Below are 26,021 nucleotides of genomic sequence, written 5' to 3'. Positions count from 1 at the left end.
CTCAGGTGGCCTTGATGGTGGGCCAGGCGTTGGGCAGGCAGCCGGCCAGGCCCTTGGTCTGCTGCATCATCACCGGTGCGGGGGTCTTCGGCTTGGTGCAGGTCGAGTGCCCGTGCCCGAGGGCGTGACCGACCTCATGGTTGACCAGGTAGCTGCGGTACAGCTCGACGTTGCCGTTGTACGCCGGGATCCCGTACATCCACCGCTTCGCGTTGAGTACCACCCGGTCCTCGACCCGGCAGGACACCTCACCGCCGGTGTCGAGCGGCAGACACAGCTTGTCGGTCAGCGCCGGCGTCGCCAGGATAATCCGGAGATCGGCGTCGACCTTGTCGGTCCGCTCGAAGCTCACCGGGTGCAGTGCCTGCCAACCGCGCGGGTCGGTCAGCGTCTTGTGGATAGCGGCCGCGACAGCGGCTCCGTTGACCGACAGCCCCTGCTCGATCTCGACGCGGTAGGTCAGCTTGTCGCGCACGCCGCTCGCCTTGTTGAACCCGGGCACCACGGCAAGCTTCCCGGTCGACACCAGCACGTTCGGCTTCGCGTTCTTCGGCTGCCGCGTCAAGGTCGGCGCCGGCCGCAACGGCGTGGTGAACTTCTGCGTCGGCGTCACCACCGGCTTCGGCGCCACGCTGGGCGTCTCCACCACCGGCTCCGCACTCACCGCTTCGTTGGCCCCCGCAACCACCTCAGCCGCGAGACTAGCCCGATGCGCCACATCCGGATGCGCAACCACCATGGTCCCCACCACGGCCAAGGCAGTCACCGCAAACCACTGCCCGTTGTACGACTTGCGCCGACTATGCCGCCCCCGCACACCCCCACCCGCCTGCTGGCCGCGCCGCCGGGTGGTCATGACACTCGACCCTACCGAGTCCTTGGTACCTGTAAAACCCCCCTTTCATGTCGACGCCGGCCGACAGACTGCGATCCATTCGGTGGTGACTGAAAAGCCGTGTGGTGCTAGAGAGTGCAGATGACGAGTATGGGGAGGCTGGTCTTCGGTCGACTGACCGAAGCCTGGCGGGGAGAGGCCGCGGACTTCACGCCGCTGCTCGTGGAGCGTTTGGACCAACTTGGCGCTGCCATCGGGGTAGATCTCACGGCCGCAGGTCAGTCCGAAGTCCAAACAACGGGCGGACGTCGCATCGACATCGTCGCTCAGGTCGAGGACGGCACGGAGTTCGTGATCGAGAACCAGTACGGTCGTGCGGACCATGATCATCTGACGCGCGGTCTGGCGTACGCCGTCGCACGGAGAGCCCGCGGACTGGTGGTGATCGCAGAGCAACACCGCGACGAGTTCCGGGCCTTGGCTGAGTACTTGAATGACCTCGCGGCTCTGGACAGCGAACGGGGCATCAGCGTCTGGCTGGTCGAGGCCAAGGCGGTGCGGATCGGTGACAGCCTCTGGGCGCCGCTTTTCACCACAGTCGTAGAGCCCAATGAATTCGTGATGGCAATCATCGAGACCGAGTCGAAGACCAAGCTGACGTCTCTGGCCGAGTTCCTCTCGGTCTGCGACACACCGGAGATCAGAGACACCGTCGCCGAGGTGGTGAGGCAATGGGACGCAGCCGGTCACAAGCGGCGGTTCGGTCCCAACCATCTGGTGCTGGAAGCTCGCGGTCCCTCGAAGCGCGGTCTTCGGACAGTGGTGACGCTCTACACCGACGGCCGGGTGTTCGTCCCGTTCTCCTCGTACGCCGGGTGGAACAGCGGCATCCCTGTCGAGTCTCTGACGACCGAACAGTTCAGGCGTCAGGCCGACAGTCTGTTCGGCTTCAACGGCTCTGAGCAACAGGCACGAACCACGCCGGGATGGCTGAATCCCGGCCGGATTCCGCAGTTGATGACGTTCTGCTTCGAGATCGCCAGGGCGTACGCCGATGCTCCGGCGACCGTCGACCCACGGCTCTCGGATTGACCGGCCGGTACCCGCGCGGTCGTTCCCGTCATTACGCGACGGAACAGCGGGGGCGCGGCAGGGGTAGTCGATCGCGCGGCAGCGCGCACCGCGGGCGGCAGCCCGCAGACACCGGCGACAGCCGGAAAGTCCCGGCGATAGCCGGAAAGGATGCACCGGCGATGAGCCGGGGGTGGGCGGGCTGCGTGCGGAGCGGGTGCTGCCGAGGAGCGGAGCGACGAGAGAGCGCCTGCGTAGCACGCGGGGTTTCAGGCTGTGCGGGTGCGGAGGAATTTGCCGAAGTGGGGGACGGTGAAGGCTACGGTGCCGCGTTCGGCGGAGAAGACCAGGCCTTTTTTGATGAGGCCATCTCGGGCTGGGGAGAGCGACTGGGGTTTGCGGTTGAGGGTGCTGGCTACCTCGGCGGTGGGGACGGAGCCGTCGTCGACGCCGATGCCCAGCTCGGCCATCGCGCGCATGTACTCGCGTTCGGCCGGGGTGGCCCGTTCGTAGCGAGAGCCGAAGAACCCGACGGTGAGTTCAGCGGAAGCCTCGGGGGCTGCTACAGCAACGTCCTTGATCGTGATGGGAGACGTCGGCGCGTGGTCCCAGGTGGAGTGTGCGAAGGCCTGCACGAAGTACGGGTAGCCGTCGGTCTGCGCGTACAGCTCGTCCAGCGCCTCCTCGTCGTACTGGACGCCTTCGCTCTCCGCCGGCACCATCAGCGCGCGGTCGCATGCGTCGCGCGCCAACCGATCGACACGGACATACCGGAACAGCCGCTCGGAGTACGACTTGCTGGCCGACAGTACGGCGGGTAGATGCGGCAGCCCTGCACCCACCACAACCAGCGGCGCACTCTGCTGCGAGATCTCGTGACATGCGGCGCACAACGCGGACAGGTCGTCCGCGCTGATGTCCTGCATCTCGTCGATGAACAGCCCGACCCCGACGGACAGGTCGCCAGCCAGATCAGCAGCGTCGGTGAACAGCTCGATCAGGTCCATCTCCAGGTCGCCGGAGTCGGCCCGCCCCTTCGCCGCGGCCACATCCACCGGCGGATGCCACCTGATCCCCTTCCGGTCCTCAGCCCCGGTCCGCAACGCAAAAGCCTTCAGTACGGCGCTGAACTGGTCGACCCGGTCATCGTCGCGGTGCCGATGACCCAGCTCCCGCATCGCGGTGTGCAGCGCCTGCGCGATCGGCAGCCGGATGCTCTGCTCCGGCCGTGCCTCGATCTTCCCCGTGCCCCACGCCCGCTTGATCGCCTGCGAACGCAACGTGTTGAGCAGCACCGTCTTGCCCACGCCCCGGAGTCCGCTGAGCACCAGGCTCCGCTCCGGTCTGCCTGCCGCGACCCGCTCGAGGACCACCTCGAACTGCCGCACCTCGGTGTCGCGTCCGGCCAGCTCAGGCGGCCGCTGACCGGCGCCGGGCGCATAGGGATTCCGGATCGGATCCATGCTTTCACTGTATGAGCGCCTCTAGCGTTTTCCGTAGATTGACCAATCAAGGACCAGAGCGTGTCGCGACCGGTCTCTACAGCTTTCTAGCGAAATCACTAGAAACTGATAGACACCACGAGCGACCGCAAGACCACTAGGGTTCCGCCATGGTGGAGTGGGCTTCGCAGGCCGGGGCGATGTACGAGCGGGTGCACCAGCAGTACGTCGGCGGCGCGCGCAAGCTCGAGGCGCTCATCAACGAGCTGATCGGTGAAGAAGAAGGCATCAACTACCTGACCGCGACCGCCCGCGCCAAGGACCCGGAGTCGTTCCTCGCGAAGGCCTCGAAGTCGCACCCGGACGATTCGAGCAGACCGAAGTACGACGACCCGCTGAACCAGATCACCGACCTGGTGGCGGCCCGGGTGATCACCTTCCTGGTCGAGGCGGTGGACCGGGTGTGCGAGGTGATCGAGGCAGAGTTCGAGATCGTCGAGCACACCGACATGGGCGCGCACACCCGCGCGCAGGGCGTGTTCGGGTACGCCAGCAAGCACTATCTGGTCCGGCTGAACGCACACCGCCGCGAGCTGCCGGAGTACGCCGTACTGAAGAACCTGGTGATGGAGATCCAGGTCCGTACGGCGGTCCAGCACGCGTGGGCCGAGTTCGAGCACGACATCAGGTACAAGCTGGACATCCCGCCGGCCCGCAAGCCGGAGTTCGACCGGCGCTTCCTGCTCGCCGCGGCACTGATGGAGCTGGCCGACAACGAGTTCACCGAGATCGACCGGCTGTACCGCGAGCTGGCCGCGACCGCGGAGGACAAGGCCCCGCTGGACCTGGCGACCGGAACGCTGACGACGTACCTCACCCGGCGGTACCCGGACGCACCGCACGCGAAGACCACCCACTACGCGTGGATCCTCGGCATCCTGCACCGCCTCGGTGTCACCACCGAGGAGCAGCTCACCGAACACCTCACCGGCATCGACAGCGAAGCAGTCCAGGCCGCCATGACCCACAGGGCCCCAGCCGGCACGGTACGACGCCTCGACGACGACCTGCTCGCCGCCAACGGACCCGCCTACCTAGCCCTGTTCCCCGACGAAGAGCGCCGCCAGAAGATCCTCCGCGGCCGCCTCAAGGCCCTGACCCGCGCAGGCCTCATCCAGTCTTGACGAGTGCGTCCGCAGTACGTCGAGCCCATGCGCCGGTCGTGATCAGGCCGAGGGCAAGGACCAGGGCGCCGCAGCCCGCGATGATGTACCAGCAGAGGCGAGCCGCGTCGACGAAGCCTGTTTCGAGCGGGCCGACCAGACGGGCCGTCAGCACGGTGCCGGCGATTGCGACGCCCAGCGAGGCGCCGACCTGGCGGCTGGTCGAGGCGATGGCGGCTGCGACGCCGGCCTGGGAGCGGGGCATGCCGGAGACGGCCGCGTTGGTGATGGGGGCGTTCAGCATGCCGAAGCCGAGTCCGAAGACCAGATAGCCGATCAGCAACTGCGCGGTCGACGTTGAGGTCCCCAGCCGGGACAGGATCAGGCCGGCCGCCGTCAACATCGTCCCAGCGACTACTAGCGGTACACGCGGGCCACGGTGGCCGACCAGCCAGCCAGAGATCGGTGCGAACACCACCGTCATCGCCGCCATCGGCAGCGTCAGCAGTCCGGCATGCAGTGCGGTGAAACCACGTGCCGACTGGAGATAGAGCGAGTTGAGGAACAGGAACCCCGACAGCGCCGAGAACCCGCACACCGCGATCAGAGTGGCTCCCGAGAACGGCGCGCTCCGGAAGAACCGCGGTTCGAGCAACGGCTCCTCCCGGCGGCGTTCGTAGTACACGAGCGTCACCGCGGCCGCGACGCACACCGCGAAGCACCCGATGATCAGCGGCGAGCCCCACCCCGCCGTACGGCCCTCGATGATCCCGTACGTCAGCCCGCCGAGCAGCAGTACGACGAGAACCTGTCCGACCGGATCCATCCGTCGCGGGACCGCCGCACGAGACTCCGGTACGAAGAACGCGGTCATGAGTACGGCGGCCACGGTCACCGGCACGTTGATCCAGAAGATGAACCGCCACCCGGCCGCGTCGACCAGCGCACCGCCCACGACCGGTCCGACCGCCATGCTCAGCCCGACCACGCCGCCCCAGACCCCGATCGCTTGCGCGCGCTCGCGGGGGTTGGTGAACGTGTTGGTGATGATCGACATCGCCACCGGGTTCAGCATCGACCCGCCGACGGCCTGCAGCACCCGGAACGCGATCAGCAGGTCGATGCTCGACGCGAACCCGCACAGCAACGACCCGACTCCGAACAACACCAATCCGGCCTGGAAGGTCCGCCGCCGCCCGACCCGGTCCGCCGTCGACCCGGAGACCATGAGCAGGCTCGCCAGAACCAGTGTGTAGGCGTCGATCGTCCACTGCAGTTTCGAGACCGAGGCCCCGAACTCGGACCGGATCGCCGGGAGCGCCAGGTTCACGATCGTCGAGTCGAGCCCGACGATGAACAGGCTCGAACAGCAGATCGCCAGCACCAGCAACCGCCGCCCGCGACTCAGCTCCTCCACCCGGCTCCCTTCATGCTTGAAGACTGTACTACCCGTCGGGAAAACGGTTTGACGGACTGTCGGCGGGGCCACCTAGGCTTGATCTATTCGCCTGGTCAGGTGCCTTCTCTCATCCCTCTATGCCTGTTTGTGAGACGTCATGTCTTTGCGCCTCATCCCGTTCGCCGACCCGGGTGTGCCGGACACCCGCTCCGGCCTCCGACTCATCATCTGGCTGGAGCACCAGCAGCTGCGCGGGCAAGCCCTCGCAGTGTTCTGGGGGCTGGTCTACTTCGGCGGTATCGCCGCCGCTCCGGTTGCCGTCGGTCTGGCCGTCCAGGCCGCGATCGACCTGTCCTGGCCCAAGCTGATGCTGGCCGGTGGGCTGTTGCTGGCATTCGGAGCGGCCAAGGCCGGCGCCGACTCGTTCTTCCACCGCGCCGTGGTGACGAACTGGATCAGTACTGCGTCCCGCCTGCAGCAGCTGCTCATGCGCAAGGCCGCGGAGCTGGGCTCACTGCTGACCCGCCGGATCGCCGCCGGTGAGGTCGTCGCTGTCAGCAGCGGCGACGTCGAGAAGATCGGCTGGTTCGTCGAGGTGCTGGGCCGGTTCGCCGCCGCGCTGCTGACCTGCTTCGCGGTCGTCATCGGCCTGCTGTTCTACGAGCCCAAGCTCGGGCTCGTGGTCGCCGTCGCGGTGCCGGTGCTGGCCTTCTCGATCGTCCCGCTGATGGGTCCGGCCGAGCGTCGCGCGGACGAGCAGCGTGCCAAGGGCGGCCGTGCCACCGAGCTGGCCGCCGACACCGTCGCCGGTCTGCGCGTACTGCGGGGCATCGGCGGCGAGCAGCTGTTCCTGGACCGCTACCGCGAGGCATCCCAGCAGTACAGGAGCAGCGCGGTCCGCAGTGCGCGGATGTGGTCGCTGATCGCAGCGCTGCAGGTGCTGCTGTTCGGACTGTTCCTGGTGGTCGTGGTCTGGATGGGCGTGCGACTCGTGACGTCCGGCCGGATCTCGGTCGGCGAGCTCGTCACGACGTACGGGTTCATCACGTTCATGCTGGTGCCGCTGCAGACGTTCGAGGAGACGGCGAGCGCGTTCATCTTCTCGAAGGTGTCCGCCCGCCGGGCCGCGCGGGTGCTGTCGCTGCAGCGGACCGACGAGACCAAGGGCACCGCCGAGGCGCAGCTGCCGCAGGGCGATCTGCTCGACCCGGTCACCGGCCTGCACATCCCGGCCGGCAGCTTCACCGCGGTCGTCGCCGGCGACCCGGATGCCGGTGGCCTGCTGGCCGACCGGTTGGGCGGTCACAGCCCGACGGCTGACGGTGAGGCATCAGTGCTGCTCGGTGGCGTCGGCCTCGACGACATCCCGCTGGCGTCCGCCCGGACCGTCGTGCTCGTGCAGGACAAGGATCCGGTGCTGTTGTCGGGGACAGTGCGTCAGCTGTTCGACGTGCCGGCCAGTGGTGCGGTCTCTCCCGAGACGGCGCTTGACGCAGCGCAGTGCGCCGACATTCTCGACGTACTGCGGCAGACGCTGCCTGACGGTGAGTCCGACCCGATGAATGCAGTGCTGACCGAGCGCGGGCGCTCCCTGTCCGGTGGTCAGCGGCAGCGCGTGGCTTTGGCTCGCTCGCTCTACGTCGACCCGCAGGTGCTCGTGCTGGACGAGCCGACCAGTGCGGTGGACGCGCACACCGAGGCACGCATCGCCGACGGTCTGCGGCTGCTGCGCGCAGGCCGGACCACCGTGGTGTTCACTTCCAGTCCGCTGATGCTGGACCGGGCCGAGCGCGTGGTGTTCGTGCCGGAGGGCCGCGTCGAAGCAGTCGGAACGCACCAGGAGCTGCTGCACACGAGTCCGCGGTACCGCGCGGTCGTGACCCGTGAAGACGAACAGACTCTCGAGGAGTTGGCGTGAAGCGCCCTCTGTATGACCCGGCGGCCCCACAGGAAGTAGTGCGGCTCCCGGTGGCAGGCAGCGCGACTGTGCGCGCCTACATCAAGACACTGTTCCGCAGGCACCGTCGTGCGTTCGGCTGGCTCACGCTGGTCAACGCCGTGGCGGCGCTGAGCGGCATGGTCGGCCCGTGGCTGCTCGGCAACGTCGTCGAGAAGCTCTCGCAGGGCCACACCGACGTGAACCTGCCGTACGTCGTGACGGGTTTCCTCATCGCCCTGGTGGTGCAGACGATCTTCGTCCGGCTGACGCGACTGCGCGGTGCGGTCATGGGTGAGGAGATGCTCGCGGACCTCCGCGAGGACTTCCTGGTCCGCTCGGTCGGACTGCCGCCCGGCGTGCTCGAGCGCGCCGGCACCGGTGACCTGCTGTCCCGCATCACCACGGACATCGACCGGCTGTCGCACGCCATGCGGGACGCCGTACCGCAGTTGACGATCGCGGTGATCTGGGCCGGCCTGCTGATCGGTGCGCTCGTGGTCACCGCACCGCCGCTGGCTGTGGCAGTGGTGATCGCTGCGCCGATCCTGATCATCGGTGGCCGCTGGTACTTCCGGCGCGCACCATCCGGGTACAGGTCCGAGGCAGCCGGGTACGCCGCTGTCGCGTCCGCGCTCGCCGAGACCGTCGACGCCGGCCGGACCGTCGAGTCGCACCGGCTCGGCGACCGCCGGATCAAGCTCGGTGACACCAGGATCGGTCAGTGGGTCGCGTGGGAGCGGTACACGCTGTACCTGCGGATGATCCTGTTCCCGGTGATCAACATGACCCACACGGTCGCGTTGGCGGCCGTGCTGGTGATCGGTGGCGGTTTCGCCATCCAGGGCTGGATCACTGTCGGCGCACTCACCACAGGTGCGCTGTACATCCAGATGCTGGTCGAGCCGGTCAACATGATGATCCGCTGGTACGACGAGCTGCAGGTGGCCCAGGTGTCGCTGGCGCGGCTGGTCGGCGTCCGTGAGGTGGAGACCGCCGCGACGGACGGCGATGCCGAGCCGGAGGGCCGGACTGTGCTGGCGGACGACGTGCGGTTCGGCTACCTCGAGGGTCGCGACGTACTGCACGGTGTGACGCTGACGGTCGAGCCGGGAGCGCGGGTCGCGCTCGTAGGGCCTTCTGGTGCAGGGAAGTCGACGCTCGGCCGGCTGCTGGCCGGCATCTACTCGCCACGCGTCGGGGACATCACCTTGGGTGGTGCGGCGCTGGACCAGATGTCTGCCGAGCAGGTCCGCAGCCACGTTGCCCTGGTCAACCAGGAGCACCACGTGTTCGTGGGCAGTGTCCGCGACAACCTGCGGCTGGCCAAGCAGGGCGCGACGGACGCCGACCTGTGGGCAGCGCTACGTTCGGTGGACGCCGACGGCTGGGTGGCCGGTTTCGACGACGGGCTGGACACCGAGGTGGGCTCGGGTGGGGTCTCGCTGACGCCGGCTCAGGCGCAGCAGGTCGCGCTGGCCCGGTTGGTGCTCGCAGACCCGCACACGCTGGTCCTGGACGAGGCGACCTCGTTGATGGACCCGCGCGCGGCCAGGCATCTGGAGCGGTCGTTGGCGACCGTTCTGGAGGGCCGGACCGTGGTGGCAATCGCGCACCGGCTGCACACTGCGCATGACGCGGACGTGATTGCCGTCGTCGAGGACGGCAAGATCGTCGAGCTGGGTGGCCACGACGAGTTGGTCGACGCCCAGGGCGCCTACGCCGCTTTGTGGAACTCCTGGCACGGCGAACGCTGACACACGGATGGGTGGATCCGCAGTTATCCACAGGATGGCCTGCGGCCCCGGCGGATCCACCCGTCCCCGTGTGAGGATGAACGGGTGCTGCTGACGACGCTGTTCTCCCTGCCCACCACGATGGCCCTCGATGTGGACGACGAGGGCCGGATGCTCGTGCTGTATGACGGCACCGGCACCCGCCAGGTCAACGAAGTCGCTCCGGACGGGAGCTGGCGAGCGCTCACCGATCTCGGTGACACGTGCCGCGACGCCCGGTTCGTGCCGGGCAGCAGTCGCGTGGTCATCGAACACGACACCGGCGGCGACGAGCGCGGTCAGCTCTCCATGCTCGACCTCGACGAGACCGGTCTGCCCACGCTGACCCCGCTGGTCCACGACTCGGAGTACATCCATCACCTGGTCGACGCGCGGGCCGGACGGGTGCTCTACACAACTAACCGGCGCAACGGTGTCGACTTCGATCTGGTCGCGCGCGACCTAGCCACCGGTCGCGAGACCGTCCTGTACGACCAGGGCGGCTGGGTGATGGGCGTCAACCCGTCCCCGGATGACAAATGGGTGGTCCTCACGAAGGCGAGCACCCCGGCGAACTCGATGCAGCTGCTGCTGGTCGAGACGTCGAGCCGGACCATCACGGTGCTCACCCCGGAGGACGCGCACAACGACCAGGGCGCCGTCGCCTGGCTCCCGGACTCGTCAGCGTTCCTGGTGTCGACCAATGCGGACCGGGACCGGATGGCCCTCCGCCGGTACGACGTGGTTGACGCGGCGTGGAGCGACGTACTCGTGGATGACGCCCGCGACGTGGCCGGGTGGCCGTCGCCGGACGGCGAGCACCTGTTGGTCGCCGTGCTGGAGGATGGCGAGGTGGCGCTGGCGCTGCACCGGATGGAGGACGGCTCGCTCATCGCACCGCTTGACCTGCCTGCCGGCGGCGTCGCGGCATTGTCGGTGGCGACGCCGGACCCGATCTGGTCGTCGGACGGTTCGTTTGCGGCCATCACCTACAACTCACCGGTCATGCCACCGACTGTGTACCGATTCGTCCCGAACGCTGAGCTGACCGCGGTTCGACCGGTGGAGGTGCCTGTCGCGCTGAACCATCCGGAGAGTCTGCGGGTGCCGTCGTTCGACGGCGAGCAGGTGCCGGTGTTCGTGTTCCGGCCGACCGCAACGGACCTGGGCTCGACCGTGGTCCATGTGCACGGTGGTCCGGAGGGTGCGGCGCTGCGGATCTGGAGCCCGATCATCTCTGCGCTGGCCGGCGAGGGGCACACGGTCATCGTGCCGAACGTCCGCGGCTCGGCTGGGTACGGCAAGCGCTGGTACACGCTCGACGACCGGGAGCTGCGGCTGGACTCGGTGAAGGACCTGGCCGCGATCAACGCCTGGTTGCCGACGATCGGCGGCGACCCGAAGAAGGCCGCGCTGTGGGGCGGTTCGTACGGCGGGTACATGGTGCTGGCCGGCGTCGCGTTCCAGCCGGACCTGTGGGCGGCTGGTGTCGACATCGTCGGAATCGCTTCGCTGGTGACGTTCCTGGAGAACACCTCGGACTACCGGCGGGCCATGCGCGAGCGTGAGTACGGCTACCTGGCCACCGAACGCGAGTTCCTGGAGTCAGCGAGCCCGCTCAGCCGGGTCGATGACATCCGAGCCCCGCTGTTCGTCATCCATGGCGCCAACGATCCGCGTGTCCCGCTCTCGGAGGCAGAGCAGATCACGGATGCCCTGACGAAGCGCGGCGTGCCGTGCCAGCTGCTCGTCTACCCCGACGAGGGCCACGGCCTCGCCAAGCTCAAGAACCGCCTCGACGCGTACCCGCAGGCCTTCAGTTTCCTGCGAGAGCACCTGGGTTGAGAGTGGCGGCGGTCGCGTCCAGCCGTACCGGCAGCCCGAGCGGTACGGCGAGGTTCAGCGCCTCGTGGCCGATCGCCGCACCCTCGACCATCGGTACGCCGAGAGGCTCGAGCCGTTCGCGGACTACATCGACTGGATCCTGCACGCCGCTGAAGTCGCCGATGACAAGGCCCGTCACCTCGTCGAACCACCCGGCGCGCAACAGCTGCGTCAGCATCCGGTCGACGCGATAGCCGGCCTCGTCGACCTCCTCCAGCACGACCACGCCGGCAGGCGGCGCATAGGTCGGCGTACCGATGCTGGACACGAGCAGCGCCAAGTTGCCACCGCACAACCGGCCCTCGGCGACTCCACCGACCACAGTGCGCGCGCCGCGCGGAGCCAGCAGATCAGCCACGCTTTCCGGCTCGAACAGCAGCGCCCGCAGCCGTTCCCGGCCGACCTCGTTCTCCAACTGCTCAACAGCAGCAGCCATCGGCCCGTGCAGCGTCACCAGACCCCATGCATTCAGCGGCTCGTGCAGTGCGGTGATGTCGCTGAACCCGAGGAACCACTTCGGTACGGCGACCAGCTCGTCGAAGTCGACGTACTCGAGCATCCGCTGCACGCCGTACCCACCGCGCGCACAGAACACCGCGGCGTACTGCGGATCGAGCCAGGCGTTCCGCAGGTCCTCCGCACGCGCCTTGTCGTCCGCAGCCAGGTACTGGAACCGCTCGTGCCCGGCCAGTACGGACGGCATCACATCGACCTCAAGGCCCCACGACCTGAGGTGCTGCAGGCCGATCTGGAGGCGTGCGCCGTCCACCCGGCCCGACGGCGCCACCACAGCAACCCGATCGCCACTCCGCAGTCGCTGCGGTACCACCACGTCAGTCACGCCCAGGACGCTACCAATCCACTCGCAGCGTCGTGCTCTTGGAGACACCGTCCACCGTCACACCCAGCTGCGCGGTGCCCGGGTGCAGAGCGGTCAGCTGGCCAGTTGCCGGGTCGTACGACGCGACTGCCCAGAACGGAGCGGTCTTCGCCGGACCGATGTACAGCAAGGTCGAGCCCCACCAGTCCGCGGAGACCGGGAAGCTGACCGGGACCCTCCGGTCCTCCTGGACCACAGTGGCGGTCGCCAACGCGGACTGCCCGCGGCGAAGTGACGTAGGTGCAGCCAGCTCGAGCGAGTCGACGTGCGGCCGCATCTCCACCTGGAACCAGGACCGCTCGGGCGCCGACCAGTTCCGCTCGCCGGCCGGTGCTGCCGCGACGTGCGGGTCGATCCCGACCAGCGCCCAGCCGGTGAAGCCGCCCGCGTCCGGCGCAGCGGCCGGGCTCTTGCCCGAGTTGCCCGTCAGCGGCAGCAGCACACCGTCGGTCCGCGTCGCGGCGAACGTGCCTGCGTGGCCGGCCATGTACGCGGCACCCTTGCCCGTCGAAGCGCGGAAGTCGGCCAGCCACTGGACGATCATGGCGGCTTCCTTGCGGTCGCCGAGCTGGGAGTTCTGTGTCGGCGACGGGTCGTCGATCGGGTGATGTGCCATCACCACGACGTTCTTGATCGACCGATCGGTCGCTGCCGAGTCGAGCTGTTTGCGCAGGTCGAGGATCTGGTCGAATCCGCCGGCCCGCAGCGAGCCGAGCGACGAGTCACGCAGGATGAACCGCGTGCCCTTGTGGTCGAACGTGCTCGTCGCCGCTCCGAAGACCTTCTTCCACTCGGACAGGTCGCCCGGTCCGTAGGTCTCGTGGTTGCCGGGCACGTAGTGGACCGGAACCTTGCCGGCCACCTCTTCGTCGATGATCTGTTTGGCGAGCGCAATGTCCGGCCCGAACGCGCGGTCGACGAAGTCGCCGTTGATCACCAGGAAGTCGGGGTTCTGCGCGAGCGCCTCGCGGATCGTCCGCCGGGCCTGCTTCACGTAGTCCGAGTTCGGGTCGTCGGAGGTGAACTGGGCGTCGGACATCACCGCGAACCGCCAGCGGCCGTTGCCGGTCACCGTCCCGTCGGTGACGACCATCGGGTCGATCACCTTCGCCGGCGGCGTCATCGTCACCGGCGGCGCGCTCCGCACGGTCAGGTCGTCGATGATGATCCGGCCCGAGTACTGCCGCGTCGGCGAGGTCTCCACGACGTAGATCCGCCAGAACCGCAGCGGGTACGTCAGCCCGGGCGGGATGTCCGCCTCGACGTACTTCCAGCCGGTCCAGTCGACGGTGGCCGCAAGGTTGAGCGTCTGCGCCGTACCGCCGGCCGCGTCATACGCGTTGGCCCGCAGCCACGCGCCCTTGCCGTCACCGTAGATCCAGGCGCCCAGCTTCTGCGGCTGACCAGGCAGCGTCTGCTGCGGAGTCTGCGAGAGGTACGCCGCCCGCGTGGCCGTGCTGCCCGTCAACGAATAGTCGAGCGCGATCGCCTGCCCGCCGTCATGTCCTTCCGCAGCGGAGCGCGATGCCGTCGCCGCACCAACCGGTACGGCGTTCGCCGCCCACTTGGTCAGATCGTCGAGCTTGTCGACCACAGTGCTGGTCAGACCCGACGTCACGCTCAACTGGGTGCTGAGGGCACCGACCTTCGCGGTGATGACGGTCGAGACCGCATCGTCGGTCAGCGCGTTCACTTCGAAACCGTTGCGCGCGGCAACCACCTTCACGGCGGCCGGATCGTAGCTGAGCTTGACGTCCCGCGGTTCGATCCAGGTCGAGAATCCGTCGGCGTCGTACCCGTCGACCTCGAAGAAGCCCTTGGCGGTGGAGTCGGCGAGCGACACCTGGCGGGTCGAGGGGGCGAGGCGGGTCGGCGTACCGAGGACTGTCATCGGGAACCTTCCGTTCGCCGCGCCGCGGGTCGCGGTCACGATCACGTCGCCCGCGCGTCGGCCGGTGACGACGCCCTGCTGGTCGACCCGGACGTTGCTGCCCGCGTGCCACGACGGCGTACCGGAGGCGGGCGCGTAGGTCTCGTCGTACCCGGTGGCGCTCAGGACCCGGCTGAGTCCGGTGAGGACGCGGGAGCTGCGCGAGATGTCGGCGTCGGGGCCTTCCTGGGAGGTGCCGACGGACTCGACCCGGAAGCCCTTCAGCTTCCCGGAACCCTTGACCGGCAGCAGTCCGAGACCGTTCGGGATCAGCCGCTCGCTGCCGTCGGACGGGTCGTTGACCACGTCCGGCGCGGCCTTGCCCGGCGTACGGGCCAGCATCGTGGACGAGCCGCCGCCGTCGAGGTTCAGCGCGTCGTCAGCGCCGAGGCTGATCATCAGCCGGCCCATCTCCTTCAGCGACAGCCCGCGCGATCCGGTCGCCCGGCCGTCGACGGTCAGCAGGATCATCCGGCCTCCGTCAGCGTCGAACCCGATCGCGGTCCGCGGCGCGAGATCCGCATCGGGTACGTCGTCGGGGACCTTGCCGTCCTTCGCGAGCTGGTAGTTGCCGCTGACCGCGGCCGCGACATCGGCGGCGTCGGGACGCAGGCCGTACGCGACGTCGACGTGGTCGCCGACCTGCAGCGCGGTCAGTGCGTCGGCGCCGGCCTCGCGACCGATCAGCGCCTGCTCGCCGGCGGCCAACGGGGTGGTTGCCGGAGTGGTTGCCGACGAGACGACCACACCGTCGCGAAGGATCACCTCGCGGACGGTCGGCAGGCCGTCCACGGTCCGGGTACGGGCCGCGTCGCCCCACTCCGGGGTGTAGAGGCCGATGCCGCCGGTGTTGACGGCCGGCGAGTTCAAGTTGGTCAGCTCGAGCTTGGTGGCGCCGTCGGTCACGGTGCCCTGCAGGAACAGTTCGGCGATCTTGCCGAGCCCGTCCTTGCCGATCACAGCGGTGTCGTTGTGGCCGGCGGCCGGCGCGTTGGTCAGCTTTCCGGATTCCACGCCGACACCGAGCGGCGCGGTGGTGTCGTTGATGTCGAAGAAGTCGCCGTTCACACCGGCGATCGCGCCCTTGCGGGCGAGCTGTTGACTGAGCGGCTGGCCACCCGACACCTTGCCGCCGTTGTTGACCAGGTCGACGGTCACGCCGTGCTTGTCCAGGTCGGTGTCGAGGATGTCGCCGCGCTGCCAGCCCTTCGGGTCGAGGCGCTCGAACGACGTGTAGTTCACGCCCGGCGCGACCGGGCTGTCCACCCGCGACGTGAGTACGCCGTCCTCGGCGATCGCGGCGTCCGGGATGCCTTCGGCGGTCTGCCCGAGGGCTGGATTGACGAGTACGCCGGCGAGTAGGCCGCCAACGCCTACGGCTGCGGTCAGAGCACGGACGAGCGTCACAGGAGCCTCCCCAACGGACGGACAGCTGTGACAAACTAACTTCTCAACGACGGATTCGGAAGGTCCTTCACCGATTGTTCAGTGGCGGTTGGCGAATCCGGTCTCGTACGCCACCACGACAGCCTGGACCCGGTCGCGGACCCCGAGCTTGGTGAGCAGCCGGGCGACGTGCGTCTTCACGGTCGTCTCGGCCACCACGAGCTCCGCCGCGATCTCGGCGTTGGACAGCCCGCGCGCGATCAACCGCAGTACGTCGAGCTCACGGTCGGTCAGCGTGGCGAGCTCGGGCGGCAGTCCCTGGGCGACGACCGGTTCGACGAAGCGCTCGACCAGCCGCCGGGTGATCGCGGGCTCGATCAGTGAGTCGCCGGTCGCCGCCGCGCGGACGGCCGCGATCAGCCGGGTCGACGGTGAATCCTTGAGCAGGAACCCGGCCGCCCCGGCCCGGAGCGCACGGTAGACGTACTCGTTCTGGTCGAACGTCGTGAGCACGATGATCGTCGGCGGGTCCGGCTGCCGGCGGATCTCCTCGGTCGCCGACAGCCCGTCGAGCTCGGGCATTCGGATGTCCATCAGGATCACGTCCGGCGCGACGAGCTGAGCCTGCCGGATGGCCGCAGTACCCGTGTCGGCCTCGGCGACGACCTCGATATCGCCCTCGGCCTCCAGGATCACCCGGAACCCGGTACGCACCAGGGTCTGATCGTCGGCGACCAGCACACGGATCTTCTCGGACACACGGTGATTGTGCGTCATCCGTGGGGGCTACGCCGTCATCCCCGCGGACGACACCGCCCCGGCAGGATCGTTCTTGCGCCAGACGTGGACGACACGCGCCGAAATCTACCTTCGCTGCATGGGGTCACAAGACCCGGGGACGAAGGGACGAACCGATGAACGAGATCTTGAAGGGGATCAGGCCCCTCGACTACGTGCTGGCCGGCCTCATGACCGCTGCGGGTGTGGTGCTGATGGTCGAGAACATCACGGCCACCGACGCCGACCTGCCGCATCCGTTGTCGACGACCACGTGGGCGATGCTGCCGGTCTTCCTGCTGGTGACGCTGCCGATCCTGTGGCGCCGGCGCAACATCCTCGCGGTGGTCGGCGTCACCGCCGTCGCCACGCTGGCCCACGTGGTCGCGTTCGGCTGGGTGACCCGCTGCGGCGTCGTCATCCCGCTGGGCTTCGCGCTCGCGTACGCCGTTGCGCGCTTCGCCGGCTCGTGGCTGAACCAGCTGATCGGTCTCGGGGGCATTGTCGTGCTCGAGCTCGTGATGCTGTGGCGGGACGCGTCGATCGACACAGTGGCGAGCGCACTGGTCATCGCACTGCCGGGGATCGCGCTCTTCTACGGGATCGGCGTACTCGTGCAGAATCGAGTCACCAAGCAGTCCGCCGCGGTGGCGACGGTCCACGAGCACACGGCCGCTTGAGTAGGAGCCGGTCATGGGTGAGGTCTTCAGAGGGGTCAAGGTCCGCGATTGGGGGATCGCGGGCGGTCTCACCCTGCTCGGCGTCCTGCTGATGGTGGAGGACGTCCAGATATCCGACGCCCAGGTGCGCAACGCCATCGCGGAGGGATCGATGGTGCACGCCCAGAGCTCGCATTCGTTCTGGATGATCCCGGTCTTCGCGGCGGCGACGATTCCGGTGCTGTGGTGGCGGCGAGGCATCCTCGCCGTCGCCACGGTCTCCGTCCTGGCGATGGCCGCGCACGACCTTCTGTTCGGGTGGGTGACCCGCTGCGGTGCGGGTCTCCCGCTCGCATTCGTGATCGCGTTCCTCGGGGCGCAGGCGGCCAAGCGGGCGACCGCGTGGATCGTGTGCGGGCTCAGCGTCGTACTGACCGTTCTCGTGCTGGTCATCGACGCGACCACCGGCCCGGGCGCGATCATCCTCGCGCTGCCGATCGTCTGCATCGTGTTCGGCGTCGGGGTGGCGGCCCGTCGTCGTACGGCGCTGAACCAGGAGCTCGCGAACCGCGAGGCGGAGTTGCGGCAACTGCGCGACGAACGGGCGGCGCTCGACGTCGCGGACGACCGGGCACGACTCTCGCAGCAGCTCGACGGGCTGCTGCAGGAACGGCTGGCCGACCTGACCACCGCGGCCGAGTCAGCGGACGGGTTGCCGCCCGCGGAGGCGAGGGCGGTGCTCGAGTCGATCGAGTCGGACAGCCGGCAGACGCTGGACGACATGCGGGAGATCGTCGGGCTGCTGCGCGGCGATGATGTCGCGTTCGCGCCGACGCCGACGGTGGCTCATCTCGACACGTTGCTCGCACGGCTTCGTACGGCGCACTCGCAGCTGGTCGTGACCGGCGACCCGCGCGCATTGCCTGCAACCGTTGAGCTTTCGGCGTACCGGATCGTCGAGCACCTTGTGACCGCACTGGCCGATCAGGCCGATGCGCCGATCGTGGTATCGGTGCGGTTCGAAGACGATGCGCTCGAGATCCGCGTGAACGGACAGGTGGGCGAGGCGGCCGATCTGAAGGCGGCGGTTGCCCGGGCCAAGGAGCGGGCGAAGTTGCTCGGCGGTTCGGTCGACGTGAAGGTCACCAAGGGGCGGGCGGGCGCGGTCGCCCAACTGCCGGTGGTCGGCTGAGTGACATGAACGCCGGACGCAGGCTCGAGCAGGTGGGGATCGTGGTGCTGGTCGCCGCGGTCATCGCCGTGCCGACTGCGATCCACGGCTGGCCCACGTCGGTCGGCGGGAACCTGTTCACCGCAGGTCTGCTGGCGGGTGGGCTGATGTTGATGTGGTGGCGAAGTCATCCGCGGCTGGTCGCCGTGGCAGGTGGTGCGCTGCTGCTGGTGCCGGTCGCACTCAACGCGTACGGCTGGTTCCCGGACACCACGTTCGCGATCCTCGCGCTCCTCACGCTGGTGGCGGCGCTCGGCTGGTCCGGGCGGGCGTCGTGGGTGGTCGCGGCCGTGCTGGCGGCGTACCTGGCCGTTCTCTGGTACGTGCTCGGCGGCGACATCGAGGTGCCGTTGATCATGTTCAGCGTGCCGAGTTTCCTGGCCGGCACGGTACTGCGGTTGCACCGCGAGTCGGCCGAGGCGCTCGCGCTGCGCGGGCGTGAGCTCGAGGAGGAGCGGGAGCTGTTCGCCGAGCTCGCCGTACGGCACGAGCGGGCGCGGATCGCCTCCGAGCTGCACGACATCGTCGGTCACGCGATCAGCGTGATGGTGATCCAGGCGGCGGCCGGACAGCGGCTGGTGGATCGGGATCCGGTCGGTACGTCGCAGGTGTTCGCCGGGCTGGCGGAGTCGGCGCGCCAGGGGCACGAGGACCTGCGACGGCTGGTCGAGCTGCTCGGTGGGGTCGAGGTCGGCGGGCCGGATCTGTCGCTGATCGAGGAGATCGTCACGCGGGCAGCGCGGAGCGGACTGGACGTCTCGTGCCGGTTCGAGGGTTCGCGCGACGGGGTGTCGGCGCCGGTTGCGCATGCGGCATTCCGCGTCGTGCAGGAGAGTCTGACGAACGCACTGCGGTACGCGCCGGGTGCTGCGGTTCGCGTTGTGGTGAACGGCGCCGGCCGGGATCTCACCGTTCGCGTGGAGAACGGGAACGCAGTCCAGCGGCAACCGCTGCTGTCCGGGACCGGGCGCGGGCTGGCGGGGCTACGGGAACGCGTGCAGGAGCTCGGTGGTCAGCTGGTCGCCGGACCGGTCGCCGGCGGCTGGCTGGTCGAGGCGACGATGCCTGGCAGCGACCGCCGACGTACCTGGCGGGCGGGAGTCGGCCGGCGCAGCTGAGCCAGCCGCTGCGGCTTCAGCTCCTATTGAACGTCAGTTGGTGCTGACGGGACGGCCGGAAGTCTGCCAGGCGTGCATGCCGCCGTCGAGGTTGATCGCCTCACGGCCGAGCTGGTTCAGGAACTGGGTGGCCATGCCGGAACGGCCGCCGACGGCGCAGACGCAGAGCACCTTCTGGTCGAGCGGCACCTCGCCGACCCGGTCCTGCAGCTGGCCCAGCGGGATGTGCACGGCGCCCTCGATGTGCCCGCGATCCCACTCGTCCGGCTCACGCACGTCGAGCACGAACGCCTCGGCGAGCAGCTCGTCGTCGAGCTCGGCGACGACCACCGCGGGGATCTCCTGGTTCCGGAACATACCCCTAAGCATGGCAGACCGGTGGTACCCGCACGTGGCCGGTTCCGGGAGGCGGTTGCCCGGAGTCCGGAAAGCTATTGACACCGGGCGGCGGATTTCGGACCGTGGCTCGAAGGAGGTTGCGGTGGCGCTGATTCAGGGGATCCCGGGAGAGTTCGAACCGCAACCCTGGGGTGAGGCAATCCTGCGGAGTCGTGAGCTCCTGCTGCTCCGGATCGCCCGCCGTCCACCCGACCACGAAGTACGCCTCCCTGGTCTCGCGACGACCCCGCGGCACGTCGTCGAGGACCACACCGGTCGGGCGTTGACCTGGCGTCAGGACGGTGACGACCTGGTCGTGCGACTGCCTGACTCAGGCGAGTCACCTGTCGTCCGCGTCGCCCTGCAGGGCAAGCTGCGGATCGTTCCGCCGGACACGGTCACCGCCAATGCGGACGGCGTCTGGGACCTCACTCCGACTGGCGCGAAGGCTCATCTGGTCGCGCGGCGCGCCATGGATGTCGCCGTACGGTTCGTCGGGATGGTCGAGCTGGACAGCCAGCACCACATCCGGCTGGCCGGCCGGCGGTACGCCGTGACCGGCCAGCAACTCACCCGCACGACGATCGGCCCCTTCCCGATGCCTGCGCTTCGGGTCATGCCGCTGGCGATCCCAACCGGCGTACGGCGGGTGCTCGTCGCGCAGGTCGGCACGGTGCTGGCCTGGATCCACCCGGGCCGCGATGGGGTCACCGTGGTCGTGACGAACTTCGGCCGTACGCCGGCGCGCGGTGAGGTCGAGCTGCCATTGCCATCGGAATGGTCTGCGACGGAGCACGCATGGACCTTCGACGGGCTCGAGCCGGGCCGCTCCGTCGGATGGGCAACCCGCATCGCCGGCCCCTCCGGCCGGCACGAGCTGAAGGTCCGCTTGGAGGCAGGCCGCCGGTCGGCCTCTTCGCCGTACGTCGTGGCCCTGTGATCGCTTCGGCCAGCTGACTACTTGAGCGCTTCCGCCAGCTCTACTTGAGCAGTTTGCTCAAGCGGCGGTCGGCCAGGGGCTTGCCGCCGGTCTGGCAGGTTGCGCAGTACTGCAGGGAGGAGTCGGCGAAGCTGACCTCGCGGACGATGTCGCCGCAGATCGGGCACTTCTCGCCCTTGCGGCCGTGGACGCGCAGGCCGGACTTCTTCTCCGACTTCAGGTCCTGGACGGCGAGGCCCGCGGAGCGGCTGACCGCGTCCTGCAGGGTCTCGCGCATCGCCTCGTACAGCGTCTTGAGCTCGTCCTCCGACAGGTTCGAGGCGGGTTTGAACGGGCTCATCTTCGCGACGTGCAGGATCTCGTCGGAGTAGGCGTTGCCGATGCCGGCGATCACGGACTGGTTGCGCAGGACGCCCTTGAGCTGGACCCGGCCCTGGCGCTTGAGGATGTCACTGAAGTCGTCGAGCGACAGCGTGAACGGATCCGGCCCGAGCCGCGTGATCCCGGGGACCTCGTTGACGTCGCGCACGACGTACACCGCGAGCTTCTTCTGGGTCCCGGCCTCGGTCAGGTCGAACCCTGAGCCGTCGTCCAGCACGGTCCGGAGCGCGATCGGCCCCTTGCCCGGCCGGACCAGCCCGGTGTTCTGCTCCTCTTTCCACCGCAGCCAGCCCGCGCGAGCCAGGTGGATCACCAGGTGCACGCCCTGCGCGGAGATATCCAGGAACTTCCCGTGCCGCTGCACGTCGTCGATCAACAACCCGACCATCGCAGACACCGGCGGGTCATACGTCTTCAGCGCACTGATAGCCGTGATGTCAGCCCGCACGAACGCATGCCCAACCGCCCGCTCCCGCAAAAACGCGACCAGCGACTCCACCTCCGGCAACTCAGGCACGCCCCTAGTGTGCCTGACGACACCGACACTTTCCCGTTCCTTGCCAGATCCGCCGGAATACCTCAGGGTCAGCTCGTGACCGAGCTACCTGCGTTTCGCTACCACCCCGATCCACTCACGACAGGCGAGGTCAAGCTCAGTGACGAGGCTTGCCTTCGCTGCGAGCAGGCCCGCGGCTACGTGTACACAGGTCCGGTATTCGCGGTGGACGAGATCGTCGACGAGCTATGCCCCTGGTGCATCGCCGACGGCTCCGCTGCAGCCCAGTTCGAGGCGCAGTTCACCGATGCCTTCGACGCTCCGGTCGACACACCACAGTCCGTGATCACCGAACTGACGACGCGAACGCCCGGGTTCAGCGGATGGCAGCAGGAGCACTGGCTCTACCACTGCGGAGATGCAGCCGCATTCCTCGGGAGGGCTGGGTACGCCGACTTGCGGGGCTTTCCCGACGCACTGGAGATGCTGCTGCGCGAGAACGAGGAGTTCGGTTGGTCGCCGGAGCAGTGCGAGTCGTACGTTCAGCACCTGGACGCCGACGGCGAGGCCACCGGCTATCTGTTCCGGTGTCTGCACTGCGGGACTCACCTGGCGTATTCGGACATGTCCTGAGGGACAGTTCCGGAGGATTACCCATGGAAGGGGGTTGTGGCGGACGGTAGCGTCGGGGGCAACAGAGTTTGGGAGGCCCTGATGGGGTTTGTTAAGACGTTGGTGAAGGGCGCTGTGGTCGCCAAGTTGGTGCAGGTTGCGCAGCGGGAGCTGAGCAAGCCGGAGAACCAGCAGAAGATCAAGCAGGCGTTCCAGAAGGTCCAGCAGCGCCGGGCCGGCTGAGTCGGCCTACTGGGCGGGTTTGTGCGCCTGGAGGGTGTAGGTGGCGGCCAGATGGTGCGGGTTGTCCGTCAGGCGCCACTCACCGTCGCCGTCCTCGGTCATGAGACCGGGGAGGCCGTTCCAGGGTGCGCTGTCGTGTTCGGTCAGTGAGTCGAACACCAGTCCGGCCTGCTGTACGGCGGTGATGGTCTCGGCGAGCCCGTGGTTCCACTCGTGCGTCACAGTGGTGCTGAACTGGACCTCGGTCTCGACGTAGGTCCCGCCCTCGTCCCACACGATCGCCTCCGCGGTCTCGAAGTACGGGAAGCGCAGCTCGGGGACCTCCGGGCCGGCGCTCAGCGCCCACAGCATCGGATGCCCCTCGCGGATGAACAGCCGTCCGCCAGGCTTCAGCAACCCGGCGACGACCTGCGCCCACCGCTGGATGTCGGGCAGCCAGCACAACGCCCCGATCCCGGTGTAGACGAAGTCGTACGCCGCCGCGCCGAGCACCTCCACCGCGTCGTACACATCGGCCACGTGGAAGTCCATCGTCAACCCGAGCCGCTCCGCCATCGACTGAGCCTGGTCGACAGCCGGTTGTGAGAAGTCCAGCCCGCTCATCCGCGCACCCAGCCGCGCCAACGACACCGTGTCCGTGCCGATGTGGCACTGCAGGTGTACGCCGCGCAGCCCGCTGACGTCGCCGAGTCGCGGCCGGTCGAACCGGACGACCTCACTCAGGTACGACGGGTCGGCGAGGAACTGCTCCACGTGGTAGCCGGGCGACGCTACATGCGCCGGCACCCGCTCGTCCCAGTTGGCCCGGTTGACGTCCCGATAGTCAGTCACGGGTCCGAGGGTATTCGGGGTAGAGATAACTCCACCCTCGAAGAGGATTCAGCGCGACTGCGCGCCGGGTGCCGGGCTGATGTGCTGGACGGCATGAGCCAGGTACTGAATCGGACGCGCATTCAGGACATCGACGCGCTGCGTGGTTTCGCCCTCCTGGGCATCTTGGTCGTCAACATCACCTTCGCCGCCTCCGGGTTCCCGATCCACGTTGCGGAAGACCCGGCGTACAACTCCTGGCTCGACCAGTCGGTGCGCTGGCTCTCGACGGCCTTCGTCGACATGAAGTTCTACCTGCTGTTCTCGTTCCTGTTCGGCTACAGCTTCCAGTTGCAGATGGAGGCGGCGCAGCGGGCGGGCGCAGCCTTCAGGCCGCGGATGCTGCGGCGGCTCGGCGGGCTGTTCGTGATCGGCGTATTGCACGGCGTCTTCCTGATCACCGGCGACATCCTCAGCGTCTACGCGATCATCGGCCTCGTCCTGCTGGGCATGCGTCGAGTGAAGGACCGTACGGCGCTCATAGTCGCCGGCGCGATCTACGCGTACCTCTTCGTCACGCTGGCGGCCGCAGCGGTGTTCCTAGACACCTCAGCGATCCTCGACCCGAGTACTGCGGTCACCGCCGCGCAGCAGACGACTGCCAACCTGGCCGGCTCGTTCAGCGATGTCATCGGCGAGCACGTGCGCGCACTGCCGACGTACGGGCTGTCTCTGCTGACTGTGCAAGGCCCGACGACACTGGCTGCGTTCCTGGTCGGCATGGTGGTCGGACGGCGCCGCATGCTCAAGAACCTCAACGGCAACGAGGCCGTACTGCGACTGATCCAGCTGGTCGGCTTCACGGTCGGCATCACCGGCGGCGTGTACTACGCGTCGCTCGGGGGCAACAGCGACACCCGCGGCGTACTGATCAGCGTGCTCACCGCGCCGTTCCTGTCGGCCGCGTACGCCGCGTCGCTGCTGCGGTTCATGCATACCGATCGCGGCGAAGACATCCGCCGCCTGCTGGCACCGGCCGGCCGGATGGCGTTGTCTAACTACCTGGGGCAATCAGTGGCGACGTCGTTGCTCTTCACCGGCGTCGGGTTCGGCCTGGTGGGTCAAGTGTCGCCACTGGAGACGATGGGCTTCGCGGTCGGGATCTTCGTCCTGCAGGTGATCCTCAGCCACATGTGGCTGAACAACTTCCGCTACGGCCCCGTCGAAGGAGCACTGAGGGCGGTCACGAACGCGACCGCCCCCAGTTGGCGAAGAATCGATCAGGCCGCGTGACGGCCGTGGTGCAGCCGGGCGGTGCGGATCGTGTGCACGGTCCCGGTGGTCGATGCGGGCTTGTGGGCAAAGGGCTTGGCCGCTGCGCCGAGCGCCAGCAGGTCGAGCTTGGTCCGGGCCACGTCGCGGTCTTCGGCGATCCAGGCACCCTTCGGGCCGGCCGCCGGACCGGTCGCGTGGCGCCTGTTGCTGATCTCCAGAGCTGCGATCACAGCCAGCACGAGTACTACGAAAACTACGTATCCGGTCATGGCAGTAATGATTCTACCATAGAGATCCTGCCACCAGTGGCACTATTGACATAGTTCGACAAATTCCTGCCATACTGGCCTCATGCTGCAAAAAGTCGCCGTGGTGCTCATGGAGGACGTCGCGCTGTTCGAGTTCGGCGTGCTTGCGGAGGTGTTCGGGATCGACCGCACCGGCGACGGTGTGCCACCGTTCGACTTCAAGGTGTGCTCGACCACCCCGGGCCAGCCGATGGACACAAGCACCTACTCGCAGGTGATCGCGCCGTACGGGCTGGAGGAGCTCGAGGATGCGGATCTGATCGGCATCCCGGCGACCACCTGGCGGCACGAGTACGACGAGCGGGTCCTGGAGGCACTCCGCCGGGCCGAGGCCCGTGGGGCGATCCTGCTGACCGTGTGCTCCGGGGTGTACGTCCTCGGCGCGGCCGGACTGCTCGACGGGCGGCCGTGCACGACGCATTGGCGGTACACCGAGAGTTTCCAGCGGCAGTTCCCGACCGCGAAGGTCGACCCGGACGTGCTGTTCGTCGACGACGGCAACATCATCACCAGCGCCGGCACGGCAGCCGGCATCGACGCCTGCCTGCACCTGGTCCGCCGCGAACTCGGCAGTGCGGTCGCGACCCGCATCGCCCGCCGGATGGTCGTCCCGCCGCAGCGCGACGGCGGCCAGCGGCAGTACGTCGACGTACCGGTGCCGGAGTCGTCCGGGGAGAGCCTGCAGCCGGTGCTCGACTGGATGATCGACAACCTCACCACCGATCACACCGTGCCCGCGCTGGCCCGGCGCGCGCAGATGTCCGAGCGCACCTTCGCCCGGCGCTTCGTCGCCGAGACGGGTACGACGCCGTTGAAATGGGTCACCACCCAGCGCGTGCTGCGCGCCCGCACGCTGCTCGAACAGACCCGGATGGGCATCGAGCAGATCGCGTCCGAGTCCGGGTTCGGGACGGCGGCGCTCCTACGGCATCACTTCCGCAGAGTGGTAGGCGTCCCACCCCAGGACTACCGCCGCACCTTCCAGACCGCCAGCTAACTGTACTGACCAGGCAGGTTAGTTAAGCGGGTGATGGGTGGGACTTTGCCGATCGCGGTGTGGGGTCGGTGGTGGTTGTAGTGGTGCAGCCATGC

Annotated in this window: 24 protein-coding genes; 13 read left to right on the top strand and 11 right to left on the bottom strand. The window is 68.2% G+C overall.

Features of this window, described 5'->3' with window-relative positions; all coding sequences use genetic code 11:
* Position 1 precedes the first annotated feature (1 nt).
* Entirely contained in the window at positions 2 to 856 is an 855-nt protein-coding gene (locus AB0J62_RS32630) for a DUF3152 domain-containing protein (protein WP_363879340.1), read from the bottom strand.
* A 120-nt stretch (positions 857 to 976) separates the two neighbouring features.
* Between AB0J62_RS32630 and AB0J62_RS32625 the strand changes: the two genes are divergently transcribed.
* The gene (locus tag AB0J62_RS32625; RefSeq protein WP_363879337.1) at positions 977 to 1,927 is read left to right on the top strand and encodes a hypothetical protein; all 951 of its coding nucleotides are present in this window, start codon (positions 977 to 979) and stop codon (positions 1,925 to 1,927) included.
* A gap of 248 nt (positions 1,928 to 2,175) precedes the next feature.
* Here the strand turns inward: AB0J62_RS32625 and AB0J62_RS32620 are convergent, their stop codons facing one another.
* Complete coding sequence (locus tag AB0J62_RS32620) at positions 2,176 to 3,369, bottom strand: ATP-binding protein (protein ID WP_363879334.1); 1,194 nt, start codon at positions 3,367 to 3,369, stop codon at positions 2,176 to 2,178.
* Between the two features lie 149 nt (positions 3,370 to 3,518).
* Between AB0J62_RS32620 and AB0J62_RS32615 the strand changes: the two genes are divergently transcribed.
* On the top strand, positions 3,519 to 4,532 hold the full coding sequence (locus AB0J62_RS32615) for a (p)ppGpp synthetase (RefSeq protein WP_363879331.1): 1,014 nt from the start codon (positions 3,519 to 3,521) through the stop codon (positions 4,530 to 4,532).
* On the opposite strand, the gene AB0J62_RS32610 is transcribed toward AB0J62_RS32615, so the two are convergent.
* A complete protein-coding gene (locus tag AB0J62_RS32610; RefSeq protein WP_363879327.1) occupies positions 4,519 to 5,928 on the bottom strand; it encodes an MFS transporter in 1,410 nt (469 codons plus the stop codon). The genes AB0J62_RS32615 and AB0J62_RS32610 overlap by 14 nt on opposite strands.
* Positions 5,929 to 6,067: 139 nt before the next feature.
* On the opposite strand from AB0J62_RS32610, the gene AB0J62_RS32605 reads away from it, so the two are divergent.
* From AB0J62_RS32605 to AB0J62_RS32595, 3 genes are all read left to right on the top strand, one after another.
* Positions 6,068 to 7,828: an ABC transporter ATP-binding protein gene (locus AB0J62_RS32605; protein WP_363879324.1), complete on the top strand. Its 1,761-nt coding sequence runs from the start codon at positions 6,068 to 6,070 to the stop codon at positions 7,826 to 7,828.
* Positions 7,825 to 9,603, top strand: coding sequence for an ABC transporter ATP-binding protein (locus AB0J62_RS32600; RefSeq protein WP_363879321.1), 1,779 nt, complete (start codon positions 7,825 to 7,827; stop codon positions 9,601 to 9,603). The genes AB0J62_RS32605 and AB0J62_RS32600 overlap by 4 nt, the downstream gene beginning before the upstream one ends.
* An 84-nt stretch (positions 9,604 to 9,687) precedes the next feature.
* A complete protein-coding gene (locus AB0J62_RS32595; RefSeq protein WP_363879318.1) occupies positions 9,688 to 11,466 on the top strand; it encodes a S9 family peptidase in 1,779 nt (592 codons plus the stop codon).
* On the opposite strand, the gene AB0J62_RS32590 is transcribed toward AB0J62_RS32595, so the two are convergent.
* The 3 genes from AB0J62_RS32590 to AB0J62_RS32580 all read right to left on the bottom strand — a co-directional run bounded on the left by AB0J62_RS32590 (position 11,438) and on the right by AB0J62_RS32580 (position 16,460).
* Entirely contained in the window at positions 11,438 to 12,346 is a 909-nt protein-coding gene (locus AB0J62_RS32590) for an LD-carboxypeptidase (RefSeq protein WP_363879315.1), read from the bottom strand. The genes AB0J62_RS32595 and AB0J62_RS32590 overlap by 29 nt on opposite strands.
* A 10-nt stretch (positions 12,347 to 12,356) precedes the next feature.
* The gene (locus tag AB0J62_RS32585) at positions 12,357 to 15,722 is read right to left on the bottom strand and encodes a phosphodiester glycosidase family protein (RefSeq protein ID WP_363879312.1); all 3,366 of its coding nucleotides are present in this window, start codon (positions 15,720 to 15,722) and stop codon (positions 12,357 to 12,359) included.
* Positions 15,723 to 15,800: 78 nt separating this feature from the next.
* A complete protein-coding gene (locus AB0J62_RS32580; protein ID WP_363879309.1) occupies positions 15,801 to 16,460 on the bottom strand; it encodes a response regulator transcription factor in 660 nt (219 codons plus the stop codon).
* Positions 16,461 to 16,615: 155 nt separating this feature from the next.
* Between AB0J62_RS32580 and AB0J62_RS32575 the strand changes: the two genes are divergently transcribed.
* Genes AB0J62_RS32575 through AB0J62_RS32565 form a run of 3 tightly spaced genes read left to right on the top strand, consistent with a single transcriptional unit; the run spans position 16,616 to position 19,486 of the window.
* Positions 16,616 to 17,158 carry a hypothetical protein gene (locus AB0J62_RS32575; RefSeq protein WP_363879306.1) on the top strand — a complete coding sequence of 181 codons (543 nt, stop codon included), beginning with the start codon at positions 16,616 to 16,618 and terminating at the stop codon, positions 17,156 to 17,158.
* Between the two features lie 13 nt (positions 17,159 to 17,171).
* Complete coding sequence (locus tag AB0J62_RS32570) at positions 17,172 to 18,329, top strand: hypothetical protein (protein WP_363879303.1); 1,158 nt, start codon at positions 17,172 to 17,174, stop codon at positions 18,327 to 18,329.
* A gap of 5 nt (positions 18,330 to 18,334) precedes the next feature.
* Positions 18,335 to 19,486, top strand: coding sequence for a histidine kinase (locus AB0J62_RS32565; RefSeq protein ID WP_363879300.1), 1,152 nt, complete (start codon positions 18,335 to 18,337; stop codon positions 19,484 to 19,486).
* 33 nt (positions 19,487 to 19,519) lie between these two features.
* On the opposite strand, the gene AB0J62_RS32560 is transcribed toward AB0J62_RS32565, so the two are convergent.
* Entirely contained in the window at positions 19,520 to 19,843 is a 324-nt protein-coding gene (locus AB0J62_RS32560) for a rhodanese-like domain-containing protein (protein WP_130445605.1), read from the bottom strand.
* A 124-nt stretch (positions 19,844 to 19,967) separates the two neighbouring features.
* On the opposite strand from AB0J62_RS32560, the gene AB0J62_RS32555 reads away from it, so the two are divergent.
* The gene (locus AB0J62_RS32555; protein WP_363879296.1) at positions 19,968 to 20,804 is read left to right on the top strand and encodes a hypothetical protein; all 837 of its coding nucleotides are present in this window, start codon (positions 19,968 to 19,970) and stop codon (positions 20,802 to 20,804) included.
* Positions 20,805 to 20,844: 40 nt separating this feature from the next.
* On the opposite strand, the gene AB0J62_RS32550 is transcribed toward AB0J62_RS32555, so the two are convergent.
* Positions 20,845 to 21,702: a DNA-formamidopyrimidine glycosylase family protein gene (locus tag AB0J62_RS32550; protein WP_363879293.1), complete on the bottom strand. Its 858-nt coding sequence runs from the start codon at positions 21,700 to 21,702 to the stop codon at positions 20,845 to 20,847.
* A gap of 75 nt (positions 21,703 to 21,777) precedes the next feature.
* On the opposite strand from AB0J62_RS32550, the gene AB0J62_RS32545 reads away from it, so the two are divergent.
* Entirely contained in the window at positions 21,778 to 22,314 is a 537-nt protein-coding gene (locus AB0J62_RS32545; protein WP_363879290.1) for a CbrC family protein, read from the top strand.
* Positions 22,315 to 22,395: 81 nt separating this feature from the next.
* Complete coding sequence (locus AB0J62_RS32540; RefSeq protein ID WP_166679560.1) at positions 22,396 to 22,536, top strand: hypothetical protein; 141 nt, start codon at positions 22,396 to 22,398, stop codon at positions 22,534 to 22,536.
* A gap of 6 nt (positions 22,537 to 22,542) precedes the next feature.
* On the opposite strand, the gene AB0J62_RS32535 is transcribed toward AB0J62_RS32540, so the two are convergent.
* Positions 22,543 to 23,367, bottom strand: coding sequence for a class I SAM-dependent methyltransferase (locus tag AB0J62_RS32535; RefSeq protein ID WP_363879286.1), 825 nt, complete (start codon positions 23,365 to 23,367; stop codon positions 22,543 to 22,545).
* Between the two features lie 93 nt (positions 23,368 to 23,460).
* Between AB0J62_RS32535 and AB0J62_RS32530 the strand changes: the two genes are divergently transcribed.
* Entirely contained in the window at positions 23,461 to 24,639 is a 1,179-nt protein-coding gene (locus tag AB0J62_RS32530) for a DUF418 domain-containing protein (RefSeq protein WP_363879283.1), read from the top strand.
* Here AB0J62_RS32530 and AB0J62_RS32525 read toward each other — a convergent pair.
* Positions 24,627 to 24,890 (bottom strand): hypothetical protein, encoded by a 264-nt coding sequence (locus tag AB0J62_RS32525; RefSeq protein ID WP_363879280.1) that lies wholly within the window; start codon positions 24,888 to 24,890, stop codon positions 24,627 to 24,629. The genes AB0J62_RS32530 and AB0J62_RS32525 overlap by 13 nt on opposite strands.
* Positions 24,891 to 24,972: 82 nt before the next feature.
* Between AB0J62_RS32525 and AB0J62_RS32520 the strand changes: the two genes are divergently transcribed.
* Complete coding sequence (locus AB0J62_RS32520; RefSeq protein WP_363879272.1) at positions 24,973 to 25,926, top strand: helix-turn-helix domain-containing protein; 954 nt, start codon at positions 24,973 to 24,975, stop codon at positions 25,924 to 25,926.
* Here the strand turns inward: AB0J62_RS32520 and AB0J62_RS32515 are convergent.
* The coding region (locus tag AB0J62_RS32515; RefSeq protein ID WP_363874709.1) for an integrase core domain-containing protein at positions 25,923 to 26,021 on the bottom strand (99 nt) is incomplete at its 5' end. The genes AB0J62_RS32520 and AB0J62_RS32515 overlap by 4 nt on opposite strands.

Source organism: Kribbella sp. NPDC049584 (assembly GCF_040675555.1).
Taxonomy (GTDB): domain Bacteria; phylum Actinomycetota; class Actinomycetes; order Propionibacteriales; family Kribbellaceae; genus Kribbella.
The sequence above is the reverse complement of the archived record's forward strand: the minus strand, read 5'-3'. Positions and strand labels throughout refer to the sequence as shown.